The following is a 15,355-nucleotide window of genomic DNA, read 5'->3' on the forward strand; positions in this document are numbered from 1 at the left end:
CTCCTTACTGCGTTACGGTATGCGGTTGCCAGATGCGATCCTGAATCGTCACTTTGACTGGCAACAGATGATTGGCATAAAACAGATCAGCGGTACGCTGCTGTGCGGCTGCGGTTTCAGCACTGACCGGCGAAATCCGGGTGGGTGGACGATGGCTGAGATAGCTGGCAATAACGGGTTCAGACAGGCCCATCGCCTGGGCAAGAAGCGTGGTGCTCTGCTTAGGCTGGCTGATCGTCAGCGCGTCGGCACTGCTGAAGGTGTCCAGCACCTGCTGGATAAACGCGCCGTGGGCTTCGGCATAGCTACGCGTCGCCAGATAGAAGGACCCGGTCAGATTCAGTGAGCTGCCATCAATCAGCAGGCGCGAATTACCCTGCAACAGTACTGAAGAGTAGTAGGGATCCCAGATTGCCCAGGCATCCACATCACCCTGCTGGAAGGCAGCGCGCGCATCGGCTGGCGTCAGATAAACCGGCGTGATGTCTTTAAACGTGAGGCCCGCCTGCTGTAATGCGCGCAGCAGTAAATTGTGTGAACTGGAGCCTTTCTGGAAAGCGACTTTTTTGCCTTTCAGATCGGAGACCTGTTTCAGAGCGCTGTTTTTCGGCACCAGAATCACTTCTGATTTCGGTTTTGGCGGCTCCGAGCCGACATAGAGCAGATCTGCGCCTGCGGCCTGGGCAAACAGTGGCGGAAGGTCACCGGTACTGCCGAGATCGATACTGTTAATGTTCAGCGCTTCCAGCATTTGCGGGCCAGCCGGGAACTCGATCCACTTAATCTGAGTATGGGGAAAACGCTTCTCCAGCAACTGATGTGACTTCGCCAGCACCATGCTGACTGAACCTTTCTGATAGCCGATGCGAATCTCAGCCGGATCCGATTCAGCGGCCTGTACCTGAAGGCCAGCCAGTAACAGTCCTGCCACCAGCCACTTTCCTAATCTCTGCTTCATCAATCGCTTCCTTATACTGCCTGCGCAACGGGATGGTGATGACGGGTCAGCGCCAGCCAGAATGCGGAGACGGCTTCATCAAGACGCTCTGCCAGTGAATCTTCCAGTACAGGCTGACGATCGTAATGCGTGACCTGGCTGTCTTCGGCGTAGACCCCATGCAGAATTTCCTGTGCTTTCAGCGCGTTGAGAACCGGTTTCAGCGCGTAGTCCAGCGCCAGCATATGGCCGACACTGCCGCCGCTGGCGAGTGGTAACACAACTTTATGCTCCAGTGCGCGCTCAGGCAGCAGATCGAGCAGGGTCTTCAGCGCGCCCGAAAACGACGCTTTATAGATAGGTGTTGCCACAATCAGCCCATCAGCCGAGGCCAGATCGTCACGCAGGGCCAGCAGCGCGGGTGCATCAAAGCGCGCATTAATCAGATCGTCAGGCTGAAAGTTGTGAATATTCCAGGGAATGACTTCAATGCCACGAGCTTCCAGTTTGTGCTGACACAACGTCAGTAATGAAGTTGAGCGGGAGGGAAATCGTGGGCTGCCTGCCAGCGTAATAACTCGCATTATCACTCCTTATAACTAAAAGTTATTGATTATTTAATGTTGAGAACTTATGCCTTCATACTGTCAGAGCAGTGGAGTGGGCTTAAATGATTTATCCGGCAAAGCAAGGATAAAAACTGCAAATAGACGTGCCTGTAGCAGCGAATAAAACTACCGCTTCCGATAATTCTTAAATTAGGCGCTGGCAGCTGAGCAATTCATTAATGGGTATGATATGAGATTGCCATAATGGGGTGATTGATCAGAAAAATTCTCTTTCGTCTGATTGCTTAATCAATCATTCCTGAGAATGACGCGGTGTTAAAGCGAAACGGTTGAAAAAATAGCCTCTGAAGCGGCACGGAATCAGCGTAACTGCGGCCGCATCCGCCAAAGATTAAGATTAATTGCAGAAAGTAAACTGTAATAAAAATGAAGGAATAGTGAAGATATTCATCTTTTCAGATGTTCGCTTACAGATTTCTGAATCTGGTTACGCCTGCTTTGTGGGGGGATTTTAAATCATTCCTCAACGGTTTTAACATTACAGCGGGCTATAGATGCACTTTTTTTAACAGTGAAAATCAGGTGAAACGTTTAGATAATTTTTACAAGTGGTCTTTTTTCGCATAACCGGTTTAAGATAATCAGGCTCAATCAAAGCTATCATAATAGTAGCGTATTACTCTTTTCGACGTTTCGCCTCTGGTCAGGCCCTGCATCTGGCAGGTGACTCGTATTGTCTTTTTTCTAACAGCAGAGAATTGCCTATGTCTGACACTTTATTATCAGTGATTATTCCAACCTACAATGTTGAAAAATATATTGTGGAGTGCGTCGATTCATTATTACGTCAGGTTAAAGCACCCAATGAAATAATCATTGTGAATGATGGCTCCACCGATGGAACATTAGCCTTACTTGAACAGAATTATGCACACCTTGCTCAGGTGAAAATAATGACGACTGAGAATGGTGGTGCCGGTCATGCACGTGATGTGGGTATTGAGCAGGCTAAGGGTCAGTTTCTCTTTTTCTGCGATCCAGACGACGTCGTGGCGGATGGGTTGGTCGCTGAACTGAGCATGGTGGCGGAAAAGCATCCTGAAACGGATCTGTTCTGTTTTAAATCGTGCGTCTATCGCGACGGCCATATTGATATCACCTCGCCAAAAGTCAGACACGAATACTTTGGGCAGCAAAAACCGCAGGACGTCTTATTGGGCCTGCTGCGTAACGGCAGCTATACGTCAGCGGCGTGGAGCTATGTCATCAGCAAACGTGTTATTGAACAGCATAAATTACGCTTTGTTAAACGCGTTCATGAAGACCACAATTTTACGCTCTCCTGCTTTATGAAAAGTCAGCAGGCCTGGGTGAGCCATCAGGTTTATTATAAACAGCGTATTCGTAACGGCTCACTGACGAACAGTACCAAAAGTAATGAGTTTTTCTATCAGCGTTATGATGCCTTTATGCACGCCTACAATACGTTAACCGGCTCTCTGGTTAAATCAGCGTGGCGCGATACGCTTGAAAAAGCCTATTTAATTCACTCGTTTCGTCTGATGATCTACTTATCACTTTATAATCGTACGCCTGTGCCGGAATATGTGCTTAACGCAATTCGCTTTATGGGTCGCAATGTGAAAACAGAAAACGTTAAAGAGTGGCTATTGTTCAATCGGCCTGAACTGTTTATTGCACTTCAGCATTACAAGGTCAAAAAAGAGCTGAAAAACGCCGCCTGATTCTGAAAAGCAGCCTGATTCTGAAAAATGTGAAGCGATATTGTTTATGCCTTTGCGAAATGAGAAGGTGAGACATGCAATGTGTATAAGGTTGTTGCGTCATGGCAAAAGTACTCGATAAAAGTCTGGTTATTAATATTTTCTCGCTGCTGGCCTACCGCGGCGCATCATTTTTGTTTCCGCTGGCCACGCTGCCCTATCTTGCCCGCGTTCTGGGTGTAGAGCAGATGGGGACGCTGGCGCTGGCCATCGCCTGCGTGCTCTATTGCAGTACCATCTCTGACTGGGGATTCAACGTCTTTACTACTAAAGACATTGCTCATCATCGTGATGATAAGGAACGCGTCAGTCAGCTTTTCTGGTCAACGTTTAACGCCAAGCTGATGCTGCTGGTGGTGACCAGTGGCACGTTACTGACGGCGACCTGGTTTAATCCCGCCTGGCATCCGCTGTTTTTTATCATTCTGGCGAACTGCACCACGCTGATAGGCTCGCTGTTTTCATTCGGCTGGCTGATGCAGGGGTTTGAGAAACTGGGTAAAACGGCGATGATCGCCACCTTCGGTAACTTCTGTGCCATTCCACTGACCTTTTTGCTGGTGAAATCCCCGCAGGATACCTGGCTGGCGGCGCTGATCCCTGGCACTGTCTCCATCATCAGTGCAGCGATTACGCTGAAGTTTGTGCTGGAGATGAAGGTCATTGGCCGTTACCGCTTTGAGCCGCGCGAAATCAAACAGCGCATCACCGACAGCATGGATGTGTTTATTGCTATCGCGGGTGCCAATCTGTTTAACAGCGTCAACGTGGTGATCCTGGCCTCCTTTACCTCTACTTATATGGTCGGGATCTACAACGGTGCGGATCGTCTGCGTAAAGCGGCTAACTCCGTACCCGAGCAGATCGGCAGTGCTTTCTTCCCGCGTGTCAGCCATCTGTTTGGTCGGGATAAACGTGCCGCCATTGCGGCAACGCGCAAAAGCCTGCTGCTGTCATTCTCACTGAGTCTGTCGATTGTGATCTTTACCTGGTTCTTTGCTGACCTGGTGGTCTCTATTTTACTGGGTAAAGACTTTATTCCGTCGGCGGATGTGCTGCGCGTCTTCGTGCTCTGCTTCCTGTTCGGCAACATTGCCTATCCGGCTGGATTACAGATTCTCATCCCGCACGGTCTGGCGCGTCAGCGTATGTGGGTCATGATGGCCGCTGGCGTGATAAACGTGCCGCTATGCTGTTTCCTGGCGTGGAAATTTGGTGCTATCGGTGCTGCGTGGTCGATGGTAGGGGCTGAAGCGTTTGTCTGTCTCGGTATCTTTGGCATCATGCAGCGTCACGGCATCCTGCGGGAGTATCTGTTTCCTTCCGAAGTGAAAAACCAGCCCGTAAACGATTCCGCCGTTTAAGATCAAAGCATTTTCATATAGTTTTCTGCATCCCCGCCCTTCGATTTACTTTTGCGCCAGAGCACTTTACCATTCTGGCGCACATTTTCCCGTGCACCGACTTTCACGATTGCTTCCGTCCTTCAGGAGAGTGCATGTTTTATCCTATCGTCCGACCGGCGCTGTTTAAACTCGACCCCGAACGCGCGCACGAACTCACCTTTAAGCAACTGCGTTTTATGAACGGCACGCCGCTGGAGCTGTTTTATCGCCAGAATCTGCCGTCGCGTCCGGTCACCTGCATGGGACTGACCTTTAAGAATGCCCTGGGCCTGGCTGCGGGTCTGGATAAGAATGCCGAGTGCATTGATGCGTTTGCGGCGATGGGCTTTGGTTTTGTTGAAGTCGGCACCGTCACGCCGCGCGCCCAGGCAGGTAATGATAAGCCGCGGATGTTTCGTCTGGTGGAAGCGGGCGGCATTATCAACCGGATGGGATTTAATAATCTGGGCGTTGACCACCTGGTTGAGAATGTGAAAAAAGCGCGTTTTAACGGCGTGCTTGGGATCAATATCGGTAAAAATAAAGATACGCCGGTTGAGCAGGGCAAAGAGGATTATCTGATCTGCATGGAAAAGGTCTATGCCCATGCCGGTTATATCGCCATCAATATTTCCTCGCCTAACACGCCAGGTTTGCGTTCACTGCAATATGGTGAGGCGCTGGATGATTTGCTCTCTTCCATTAAACAGAAACAAAAAGAGCTTGAAAAGCGCCATCTGAAATATGTTCCGCTGGCCGTAAAAATTGCGCCCGATCTCTCTGAAGAGGAGTTAATTCAGGTCGCGGACAGTTTGATTCGTCATCAGATTGATGGCGTCATTGCCAGCAATACCACGCTCGATCGTTCGCTGGTAAGCGGTCTTAAGCATGCTGAAGAAGCAGGTGGATTAAGTGGACGGCCAGTGCAGTCGCGCAGTACGGCAGTGATCCAGCGCCTCTCTCAGGAGCTGCAGGGGCGTCTTCCCATTATCGGCGTTGGCGGCATTGATTCTCTGACCGGTGCGCGTGAAAAAATCGCCGCTGGCGCAACGCTGGTTCAGATTTATTCAGGCTTTATTTATCAGGGGCCAGGATTAATTAAAGATATCGTTACGCATCTCTAAGACAATTCTCACAATGATTGGCCGGGGGGTTTATTTATCCCCTCGGCTCGTTTATATTTTGTCCTGTTGCACGCTTTTTCAGCTTTTCCTTATGTTTCTTTTTTCGCTGAATTCTGCGCGATTTTTGGCGCAGCGGTAAATACAGGGCACACGATGAAAATTAAACCCGATGATAACTGGCGCTGGTATTTTGATAGCAGCCACGACCGAATGATGCTCGACCTGGCTGACGGGATGCTTTTTCGTTCCCGCTTTTCCCGCAAAATGCTCACGCCGGATGCGTTCTCTGAGTCGGGTTTCTGTGTCGATGACGCCGCTCTGTATTACACCTTTGAAGAGACCTGTCGTCAGTGCAAACTCAGTGGCAGCCATTGCGCTGAACTGGTGCTGAATGCGCTGGTCGCCGCGCGTTTCCTCAAACCACTGATGCCAAAAAGCTGGCATTTCGCCGCTTATGCCCCTGCAATGCAGCCCCGTCCCGGTGAAATGGTGCAGGTTACGCTGGCAGAAGAGGGCACACAGGCACGTCTGCTGGTGGTTGAGAGTGGTGATAATGCGGCGCTCTGCCTGCTGGCGCAGCCTGGATTAACCCTGGCCGGTAAAAATATGGTGCTCGGCGATGCCATCAAGGTCATGAACGACCGGCTGCAACCCTGGTACCAGGATGTCGCGCACTACGCCCGCGCTGTCTGATTACTTCACTTCTATATCACCTGCCGGAATACAGCTGCAGCTTAAGAGGGTGCCGTCCTGACGCAGGGCACTCTGTTTAAGCGCTTTTACTTCACCGGCTACCAGACTCAGCTTGCAGCTACCACACAGACCTGCCCGACAGGAGTAAGGGATGCGAAAGCCCTGCATCTCCAGCTGATCCAGTAATACCTGCTGATTATCCCCGGTGAAGGTCTGACCCTGAAACGTGATGGTCACGGCATCCGGCGTCTGCTGCTGTGGTTTCAGCGTTTCGACCACTTCGCCGGCACCATAGATGCGGGGCGCATGACGTTTCAGGACGATCATTTCATCACCCGTACGCACCACACCACTGTTCCGCGCCACTAAGTTCAGACCGAAATCGATGTCGCCACTGCCATCCTGAGCGGTGCGGAAAGTCTGCAGTGTCGCCAGCGGATGACCGGTGGGATGCTTAAGTCCGGTCTCGGTGCTGACCGTAGTAAGTACACAGCGACTGCAGGGCTTGGGAGCCTCAAAGATGACGTCGCCAATCTGAATCTCTGCCCAGCTATCCTCATCCCAGGCGGCCGCACCGCTGACGATCAGATTCGGGCGAAACTGTTCGGCACGCACGCTGGCCGGGCAGCGCTGTTGCAGATCGTGCAGCGAAGCATTGTTGATCAGCAAAAACGGAAAGCCATCGGCAAAGCTCAGCGGAATATGATCAAACTTTTTGACCCGGCGAGTCGGTTGCGGCCCGACCCAGCGCAGTTGAACGTCACGCGGGAAGAACTGGCTCAGCCACTGATTAACTGCTTCGGGCGCAATGCGCGCAGTGAAGTGGTTGCCCCAGACTTCGGTGGGATGACCCTGCTCACTAAAATCGCTGAAGCGGATCAGGGTCTGGCTGCCATCCGGCGCAGCCAGCAGCAGGCCATCCGGCAGGAGCGCCGGTGTAAAGCGCACCATCTCCGGGTGCTGGCGTGCAGTAATAAAGGTGCCATCAGGTTCGGTCACCATAAACAGACGATCAAACGCCAGCCCGCTGTCAGTGACCAGCGCATGTGACAACGCTAATCCCCGCATTGACTTCACAGGATGAATAAATAAGCGGGAAAGCGTGATCATGGTGTTCTCCTTGAACCCGACGCGCGACACAAAAGAAGCTAACTTTATGACATAGGTCTCCGATTCGCTATAATGCGCGACAATTTTCTCAAGAGTTAAAAAGTGACAATATGAATTCTCTGTTTGCCAGCACGGCGCGTGGGCTCGAAGAGCTGTTAAAAAGTGAGCTGGACGCGCTGGGTGCGCAGGATTTGCAAGTGGTGCAGGGAGGCGTTCACTACGAAGCCGACGATCGCGCCATGTACCAAAGCCTGATGTGGAGTCGTTTAGCATCACGCATCCTGTTGCCGCTGGGAGAGTTCGGCGTCTACAGCGATCTCGATCTCTATCTGGGTGTACAGAGCGTGGACTGGCCGTCGATGTTCGGCAGCGACAAAACCTTTGTTGTGCATTTCAGCGGCACCAACGACGCGATTCGTAACAGCCAGTTCGGTGCGCTAAAAGTTAAAGATGCCATCGTAGACAGCTTTACCCGTCAGAATCTCGAGCGGCCTGATGTCGATCGTGAGCAGGCGGATATTCGTGTCAACGTCTGGCTGAATGACGACCGCGCCAGCATTGCGCTGGATCTCAGCGGCACCTCGCTGCATCAGCGCGGTTATCGCCAGCAGACCGGTCAGGCACCGTTAAAAGAGACGCTGGCGGCGGCTATCGTGCTGCGTTCAGGCTGGGAGCCGACCACGCCGCTGATCGATCCGATGTGCGGTTCGGGTACGCTGCTGATTGAAGCGGCGCTGATCGCCAGCGATCGGGCTCCGGGCCTGCTACGTAAGCACTGGGGCTTCACTGCCTGGAACAAGTTTGATGCTGCGCTGTGGCAGGACGTGAAAACCGAGGCGCAGAACCGTGCCCGCGCGGGCACAGCCGCGACTCAGGCGCGCTTCTTTGGCTACGATAACAATGGCCGGGTGCTGGAGTGGGCGCAGGCGAATGCCCGTCGTGCTGGCGTCTTTGAACTCTTTACATTTGCGCAGCAGGACCTGCTGCAACTGACCAATCCGCTCGAACCGGCGGTTCACGGTACGGTGCTGAGTAACCCGCCGTACGGTGAACGTCTGGAGAGCGAACCGGCGCTGATTGCGCTGCACAGCCAGCTCGGACGTCTGATGAAGCAGCATTTTGGCGGCTGGAACCTGTCGCTGTTCAGCGCCTCGCCTGAACTGCTGAGCTGCCTGCAACTGCGAGCCGATCGCCAGTTCAAAGCGAAGAACGGCCCGCTGGATTGCGTGCAGAAAAACTATCAGCTGGCGGTTAACAGCCATGAAAGCGCCGGGCAGATTGCGGAAGATTACGCAAACCGTCTGCGTAAAAATGTGAAGAAGCTGGAGAAGTGGGCACGTCAGGAAGGCATTGAATGCTACCGCATTTATGATGCCGATCTGCCAGACTACAACGTTGCTGTCGATCGCTATGGCGACTGGGTCATTATTCAGGAATACGCGCCACCGAAAACCATCGATCCGAATAAAGCGCGTCAGCGCCTGTTCGATGTCATCAGCGCGACACTGAGCGTACTGCAGCTGCCTGCTGACCGTCTGATTATGAAAACGCGTGAGCGCCAGAAAGGTAAAGCGCAGTATCAGAAGCTCAGCGAGAAAGGCGACTATTTCGAAGTTAAAGAGTTTAATGCGCGTTTCTGGGTGAACCTGACCGACTATCTCGATACCGGCCTGTTCCTCGATCACCGCATTGCCCGTAAAATGCTCGGCCAGATGAGTCAGGGTAAAGATTTCCTGAACCTGTTTGCCTACACCGGCACCGCCAGTGTGCATGCCGGGCTGGGTGGGGCGCGTTCAACTACCACGGTAGATATGTCGCGTACCTATCTGGAGTGGGCGGAGCGCAACCTGCGTCTTAACGGACTAACCGGACGTCAGCACCGCCTGATGCAGGCAGATTGCCTGAGCTGGCTGAATGAGAGTGACGAGAATTTTGACCTGATCTTTATCGATCCGCCAACCTTCTCTAACTCAAAACGTATGGAAGAGAGCTTCGACGTTCAGCGCGATCATATGATGCTGATGCGTAACCTGAAACGCCTGCTGCGTCGCGGTGGCACCATCATGTTCTCCAATAACAAACGTGGTTTCAAAATGGACATGGATGGTCTGAAAGCACTGGGCCTGCAGGCGCAGGATATTACCCAGAAAACGCAGTCGCAGGACTTCGCGCGTAACCGTCAGATTCACAACTGCTGGCTGATCACTCATGCCGGTAAGGAATAAGATTACATGTCATTAATCAGTATCCACGGCGCTTATCTCTCCTTCAGCGATGCGCCGCTGTTAGACAATACCGAGCTGCACATCGAAGAGAACGAACGCGTCTGTCTGGTGGGCCGTAACGGTGCGGGTAAATCCACGCTGATGAAAATCATCAATGGCGAACAGCCACTGGATGATGGCCGCATTATTTATGAAACCGATCTGGTGGTGGCGCGTCTGCAACAGGATCCGCCGCGCAATATTACCGGTTCGGTCTACGACTTCGTAGCTGAGGGCGTTGAAGAGCAGGCTGAGCATCTCAAAGCCTATCACGCCATTTCCCATGTGGTGATGGAAGATCCCAGCGATAAAAACCTCAACGAGATGGCACGACTGCAGAGCATTCTCGACCATCAGAATTTGTGGCAGCTGGAGAGCCGCATCCATGACGTACTGGAACAGATTGGTCTGCAGCCCGATACCGAGTTGTCGTCGCTCTCTGGCGGCTGGCTGCGTAAAGCCGCGCTGGGTCGTGCGCTGGTGAGTAACCCGCGCGTCCTGATGCTGGATGAGCCAACCAACCACCTTGATATCGAAACCATCGACTGGCTGGAAACCTTCCTGAAGAACTTCAGCGGCAGCATCGTCTTTATCTCGCATGACCGTTCGTTTATCCGCAACATGGCGACGCGCATTGTCGATCTTGACCGTGGCAAGCTGGTCTCCTGGCCGGGCAACTACGATCTCTATCTGGAAGGCAAAGAGGAGGCGCTGCGCGTTGAAGAGATGCAGAACGCGGAATTTGACCGCAAGCTGGCGCAGGAAGAGGTGTGGATCCGTCAGGGCATCAAAGCCCGTCGTACACGTAACGAAGGCCGTGTACGTGCGCTGAAAGCGCTGCGTCGCGAACATTCAGAACGTCGCGAAGTGATGGGCAAAGCCAACATGCAGGTCGGTGAAGCCTCCCGTTCCGGCAAGATTGTATTTGAGCTGGAAAATGTCGACTACGCAGTGGGCGGCAAAACGCTGGTGAAAGATTTCTCTACCCAGGTTCAGCGTGGCGATAAAATTGCGCTGATCGGGCCGAACGGCTGCGGTAAAACGACCTTACTGCGTCTGATGCTGCAGCAGCTGAAAGCCGATCATGGCCGCGTCCATTCCGGCACCAAGCTGGAAGTGGCCTACTTCGACCAGCATCGCGCTGAACTGGATCCGGATCGCACCGTGATGGACAACCTGGCCGAAGGCAAGCAGGAAGTGCTGGTTAACGGCAAACCGCGCCACGTGCTGGGCTATCTGCAGGACTTCCTGTTCCATCCAAAACGTGCCATGACGCCGGTGCGTGCACTCTCAGGGGGTGAACGTAACCGTCTGCTGCTGGCGCGCCTGTTCCTGCGTCCCAGCAACCTGATGATTCTGGATGAACCGACCAACGACCTCGACGTCGAAACGCTGGAGCTGCTGGAAGAGCTGATTGATGGTTATCAGGGCACCGTCTTACTGGTGAGTCACGATCGTCAGTTCGTCGACAATACGGTCACCGAGTGCTGGATTTTTGAAGGCAACGGCGAAATCGGTACCTTTGTGGGCGGTTATCACGATGCACAGCAGCAGCGTGCCGCTTACCGGCAGCACAGGTCTGCTTCACCGGCAAAAGCGACAGCGAATACCGCTAAGCCAGCCGCCGAAAAGAGTGAAGCGAAGCGTAGCGTGAATAAGCTCAGCTACAATCTGGCGCGTGAGCTGGAACAGCTGCCGCAAAAACTGGAGCAGCTGGAAGCGCGCATCGGTGAACTGCAGGCGAAGATGAGTCACCCGGACTTCTTCAGTCAGGCACACGATCAGACGCAACCGGTGCTGGATAATCTCGCTCAGGCTGAGCAGGAGCTGGAAACTGCTTTTGCGCGCTGGGAAGAGCTAGAGTCACTGAAAAACGGCGCGTAGGGCAGGGCTAACGGATGTGTTTAGCAGTGAAAAGTAACGCGTGGATGCTCTGTCCACAATGCGATTTAATGATTAAGCTGCCGGACATTCCCGTTGGCAGCCGTGCGTCATGCCCGCGCTGCGATACCTCTCTGACGGCCAACTGGCACGAACCCCGTAAACGGCCAACGGGCTATGCGCTGGCGGCACTCTTTATGCTGCTGCTGGCGAATCTGTTTCCTTTTGTCTCCATGAAAGTGGCGGGGCTGACCAGCCAGATTACGCTGTCGCAGATCCCACAAGTGATGGTGGCGGAAGATTACAGCAGCCTGGCGACACTGTTTCTGCTGTTTGTGCAGGCGGTTCCGGCCTTTTGCATGATCACCATTATTCTGCTGGTCAATCCGGTCCCTCTGCCCGTCCGTCTCAAAACTGGTCTGGCGCGTATTCTGTTTCAGCTGCGTAACTGGGGCATGGCCGAAATCTTTATGGCGGGTGTACTGGTCAGCTTTGTCAAACTGATGGCCTATGGGGATATCGGACTGGAAACCAGCTTCTGGCCGTGGGTGATGTTCTGCCTGTTACAGTTGCGGGCCTTTCAGTGCGTTGACCGGCGGGGCTTGTGGGACAGTCTTTCCCCGCGACCTGCGATCCCTCATTCACCCGAAGTGGGCATCAGTGGTTTAGAGCAGGGCCTGCGCTCCTGTCCCTGCTGTACCGCCATTCTGCCGGAAGCTGAGCACACCTGTCCACGCTGTGGCGTTACCGCACAGGCGCGGCGTAAGCACAGCCTGCAATGGACGCTGGCGCTACTGTTCACCTCAATACTGATTTACATCCCGGCCAATCTGTTGCCGATCATGGTGACGGAAACCCTCGGTACGGCTTATCCCTCCAATATCATGGCAGGGGTCATTGTGCTGTGGGGCGATGGTTCCTATCCGGTGGCGCTGGTAATCTTTATCGCCAGTATCATGGTGCCGACGCTGAAGATGCTGGCCATCGGCTGGCTCTGCTGGGATGCCAGCGGACGCGGGCGGCGTGACAGTCATAAGATGCATAAAATTTATGAAGTGGTCGAGTTTGTTGGCCGCTGGTCAATGATCGACGTGTTTGTGATTGCCGTGCTCTCTGCGCTGGTGCGTATGGGGCAATTAATGAATGTTTATCCCGCGTGGGGGGCAGTATTGTTTGCGATGGTGGTGATTATTACCATGATCGCTGCCATGACCTTTGACCCGCGATTAACCTGGGATCGTGTACGCGAAAACAATATGAAGGAGTCGCGCCTTGACGGAAACTAACCACGGCCATGCAAAGGTGGAACAGATTAAGCGCTGGTCGCCGGTCTGGATTGTCCCCATCGTTACGCTGTTAATCGGTGGCTGGATCCTCTTTTATCACTTCAGCCATCAGGGGCCGGAAGTCACCTTAATCACCGAAAATGCCGAAGGCATTGTTGCCGGTAAAACCACGATTAAAAGTCGCAGCGTCGATGTCGGCGTGGTGGAGAGCGCGGTATTAAGCGACGATCTTCACCATGTGGAAATCAAAGCGCGTCTGAATGCGGGCATGGAAAAGCTGCTCCACAGCGACAGTGTTTTCTGGGTAGTGAAACCGCAGGTGGGGCGTGAAGGGATCAGCGGGCTTGGCACGCTGCTGTCAGGTGCTTATATCGAACTGCAGCCCGGCACCAAAAAACAGCCACCCGAGCAATTTAAGCTGCTGGATGCGCCGCCGTTAGCGCCACCGGATGCCAAAGGTATTCGTATCGTGCTGGACAGCAAAAAGGCAGGCCAGCTTAATCCGGGTGATCCGGTGCTGTTCCGTGGCTACCGTGTCGGTACGGTTGAGACCAGCGTTTTTGATACTGACAAACGTATGATGACCTATCAGCTGTTTGTCGCTGCACCCTACGATCGCCTGATTACCACCAATGTCCGCTTCTGGAAGGACAGCGGCATTGCCGTGGATATGTCCGCCTCAGGAATGCGGGTGGAAATGGGATCGCTCACCACGCTCTTCAGCGGCGGTGTCAGTTTTGACGTGCCGGATGGCTGGGCGCTGGGCGAGCCCGCGCAGAACAAGTCTGACTACCATCTGTTTGACGATCAGCGCAGTATTCAGGACTCGCTCTACACCAATCATATCGACTACGTGATGTTCTTCTCTGACTCGATTCGTGGGCTGCAGGCGGGCGCGCCGGTTGAGTTCCGTGGCATTCGTCTGGGTACTGTCTCCGAAGCGCCACTGATGAAAGCGGGCCTGGTCCAGGCACTGAATAACGATTACCGGGTGCCGGTGCTGATCCGCATTGAGCCGGATCGTTTTGTCAGCCGATTGGGTGAGAACTTCGATCTGGAGCAGCATCTGCAGGATGGTAAAAAACGTGGCCTGCGTGCGACGCTGAAAACCGGTAGCCTGCTGTCGGGTGCGCTCTATGTCGATCTCGACTTCTATGACAATGCACCGCCTTATAAAGGCCCGCAGAAAGTTTCTGGTTATGAAGTCATCCCAACGGTCAGCGGCGGCCTGAGCCAGATTCAGCAGAAGCTGATGGCGGCGCTGGATAAGATCAATAGTCTGCCACTGAACGGTATGGTCAATGAAGCGACAGGTACGCTCAAAGAGAGCCAGAAAACGATGCGTGATCTGCAGCGCACCATCGACAACATCAATAAAGTCACCGGCAGTCCGGCCATGAAAACGCTGCCAGAAGATTTGCAGCAGACGTTACGCGAGCTTAACCGCAGCATGAAAGGCCTGCAGCCAGGTTCGCCTGCCTACAGCAAGCTGGTCGGCGATATGCAGCGGCTGGATCAGGTTCTGCGTGAACTCCAGCCGGTGTTAAGAACGCTTAACACCAAGAGCAATGCGCTGGTATTTGAGGCGAAACCGGGACAGGATCCCCAGCCGAAGAGGGCGAAACAGTGAAAAAAGGATTGATACTTTGTGCCGCGCTGGTGTTGAGTGCGTGCAGCAGCAGCGTTGACAATACCTGGTATCAGCTGCCATCCGGGGCGGCTTCCATGAAGGTCAGCAGCAGCCAGCTGAATGAAGCGCAACCGATGTTATGGGTGCAGCAGGTGACGGTGCCGGATTATCTGGCAGGCAACGGACTGGTTTATCAGACCAGCGATGTCAAATATGTTATCGCCGCGAATAATCTCTGGGCCAGCCCGCTTGATCAGCAGTTGCAGCAGACATTGATCACTAACCTGAGCAAGGCGCTGCCAGGCCGGCTGGTAGCCGGGTCACCGTTAGGCGCCCAGCACGACACGCTGAATGTAACCATTACAGGCTTCCAGGGACGCTACGATGGCAAAGCGATTGTCAGTGGCGAATGGACGCTGGAACATCAGGGCCGTGTGACCAAACAGGCATTTAACCTCGTGCTGCCGCAGACTGAAGATGGCTACGATGCGATGGTCAGAACGCTGGCGGCGGGTTGGCAGCAGACCGCACAGACGATTGCTAATAATGTGGTTGCGTTAAATTAAGATTAATGTGAATAAATAAGCTAAGCCCCTGAACGATTGTCGTGTTTTATCGGCGTCATTCAGGGGCTTTTTTATTAGCTTATTCAGAAAGATAGTGTTGGCGTATGCATCACAAAACGTCCTTAA

At 53.4% G+C, this 15,355-nt stretch carries 12 protein-coding genes; 9 read left to right on the top strand and 3 right to left on the bottom strand.

What is annotated here, in order from left to right; translation table 11 throughout:
* Positions 1-4: 4 nt before the first annotated feature.
* Both AC6I8J_RS06495 and ssuE read right to left on the bottom strand, forming a co-directional pair.
* The gene (locus AC6I8J_RS06495) at positions 5-958 is read right to left on the bottom strand and encodes a sulfonate ABC transporter substrate-binding protein (RefSeq protein WP_161735677.1); all 954 of its coding nucleotides are present in this window, start codon (positions 956-958) and stop codon (positions 5-7) included.
* Positions 959-969: 11 nt separating this feature from the next.
* Positions 970-1,521, bottom strand: coding sequence for an NADPH-dependent FMN reductase (ssuE, locus tag AC6I8J_RS06500; protein ID WP_013357340.1), 552 nt, complete (start codon positions 1,519-1,521; stop codon positions 970-972).
* Positions 1,522-2,270: 749 nt separating this feature from the next.
* Between ssuE and AC6I8J_RS06505 the strand changes: the two genes are divergently transcribed.
* From AC6I8J_RS06505 to AC6I8J_RS06520, 4 genes are all read left to right on the top strand, one after another.
* The gene (locus AC6I8J_RS06505) at positions 2,271-3,251 is read left to right on the top strand and encodes a glycosyltransferase family 2 protein (RefSeq protein WP_222924257.1); all 981 of its coding nucleotides are present in this window, start codon (positions 2,271-2,273) and stop codon (positions 3,249-3,251) included.
* A 101-nt stretch (positions 3,252-3,352) separates the two neighbouring features.
* The gene (locus tag AC6I8J_RS06510; RefSeq protein WP_013357342.1) at positions 3,353-4,654 is read left to right on the top strand and encodes a flippase; all 1,302 of its coding nucleotides are present in this window, start codon (positions 3,353-3,355) and stop codon (positions 4,652-4,654) included.
* Positions 4,655-4,788: 134 nt separating this feature from the next.
* Positions 4,789-5,799 carry a quinone-dependent dihydroorotate dehydrogenase gene (pyrD, locus tag AC6I8J_RS06515; protein WP_497825185.1) on the top strand — a complete coding sequence of 337 codons (1,011 nt, stop codon included), beginning with the start codon at positions 4,789-4,791 and terminating at the stop codon, positions 5,797-5,799.
* Positions 5,800-5,952: 153 nt separating this feature from the next.
* A complete protein-coding gene (locus tag AC6I8J_RS06520; RefSeq protein WP_150009867.1) occupies positions 5,953-6,492 on the top strand; it encodes a cell division protein ZapC in 540 nt (179 codons plus the stop codon).
* Here the strand turns inward: AC6I8J_RS06520 and AC6I8J_RS06525 are convergent, their stop codons facing one another.
* Positions 6,493-7,602, bottom strand: coding sequence for a YcbX family protein (locus tag AC6I8J_RS06525; protein ID WP_497825186.1), 1,110 nt, complete (start codon positions 7,600-7,602; stop codon positions 6,493-6,495).
* Between the two features lie 110 nt (positions 7,603-7,712).
* Between AC6I8J_RS06525 and rlmKL the strand changes: the two genes are divergently transcribed.
* The 5 genes from rlmKL to pqiC are packed head-to-tail and all read left to right on the top strand — an operon-like array spanning position 7,713 to position 15,229.
* Positions 7,713-9,827 carry a bifunctional 23S rRNA (guanine(2069)-N(7))-methyltransferase RlmK/23S rRNA (guanine(2445)-N(2))-methyltransferase RlmL gene (rlmKL, locus tag AC6I8J_RS06530; protein ID WP_497825187.1) on the top strand — a complete coding sequence of 705 codons (2,115 nt, stop codon included), beginning with the start codon at positions 7,713-7,715 and terminating at the stop codon, positions 9,825-9,827.
* Positions 9,828-9,833: 6 nt separating this feature from the next.
* On the top strand, positions 9,834-11,750 hold the full coding sequence (locus tag AC6I8J_RS06535; RefSeq protein WP_161735668.1) for an ABC transporter ATP-binding protein: 1,917 nt from the start codon (positions 9,834-9,836) through the stop codon (positions 11,748-11,750).
* Between the two features lie 14 nt (positions 11,751-11,764).
* The gene (gene pqiA, locus AC6I8J_RS06540; RefSeq protein ID WP_440829425.1) at positions 11,765-13,033 is read left to right on the top strand and encodes a membrane integrity-associated transporter subunit PqiA; all 1,269 of its coding nucleotides are present in this window, start codon (positions 11,765-11,767) and stop codon (positions 13,031-13,033) included.
* Positions 13,020-14,663 (top strand): intermembrane transport protein PqiB, encoded by a 1,644-nt coding sequence (gene pqiB / locus AC6I8J_RS06545; RefSeq protein WP_161735664.1) that lies wholly within the window; start codon positions 13,020-13,022, stop codon positions 14,661-14,663. Before pqiA ends, pqiB begins: the two co-directional genes overlap by 14 nt.
* Complete coding sequence (gene pqiC / locus AC6I8J_RS06550; RefSeq protein WP_222924253.1) at positions 14,660-15,229, top strand: membrane integrity-associated transporter subunit PqiC; 570 nt, start codon at positions 14,660-14,662, stop codon at positions 15,227-15,229. The genes pqiB and pqiC overlap by 4 nt, the downstream gene beginning before the upstream one ends.
* Positions 15,230-15,355: the final 126 nt, after the last annotated feature.

The sequence above is a fragment of the Pantoea sp. X-Soil-ISGK-355 genome (assembly GCF_059730805.1).

Coding starts and splice junctions, on each gene's coding strand:
- pqiA (WP_440829425.1), top strand. CDS start 11,765: ATGTGTTTAGCAGTGAAAAGTAACGCGTGGATGCTCTGTCCACAATGC.
- AC6I8J_RS06495 (WP_161735677.1), bottom strand. CDS start 958: ATGAAGCAGAGATTAGGAAAGTGGCTGGTGGCAGGACTGTTACTGGCT.
- AC6I8J_RS06510 (WP_013357342.1), top strand. CDS start 3,353: ATGGCAAAAGTACTCGATAAAAGTCTGGTTATTAATATTTTCTCGCTG.
- AC6I8J_RS06520 (WP_150009867.1), top strand. CDS start 5,953: ATGAAAATTAAACCCGATGATAACTGGCGCTGGTATTTTGATAGCAGC.
- rlmKL (WP_497825187.1), top strand. CDS start 7,713: ATGAATTCTCTGTTTGCCAGCACGGCGCGTGGGCTCGAAGAGCTGTTA.
- ssuE (WP_013357340.1), bottom strand. CDS start 1,521: ATGCGAGTTATTACGCTGGCAGGCAGCCCACGATTTCCCTCCCGCTCA.
- AC6I8J_RS06535 (WP_161735668.1), top strand. CDS start 9,834: ATGTCATTAATCAGTATCCACGGCGCTTATCTCTCCTTCAGCGATGCG.
- AC6I8J_RS06525 (WP_497825186.1), bottom strand. CDS start 7,602: ATGATCACGCTTTCCCGCTTATTTATTCATCCTGTGAAGTCAATGCGG.
- pyrD (WP_497825185.1), top strand. CDS start 4,789: ATGTTTTATCCTATCGTCCGACCGGCGCTGTTTAAACTCGACCCCGAA.
- AC6I8J_RS06505 (WP_222924257.1), top strand. CDS start 2,271: ATGTCTGACACTTTATTATCAGTGATTATTCCAACCTACAATGTTGAA.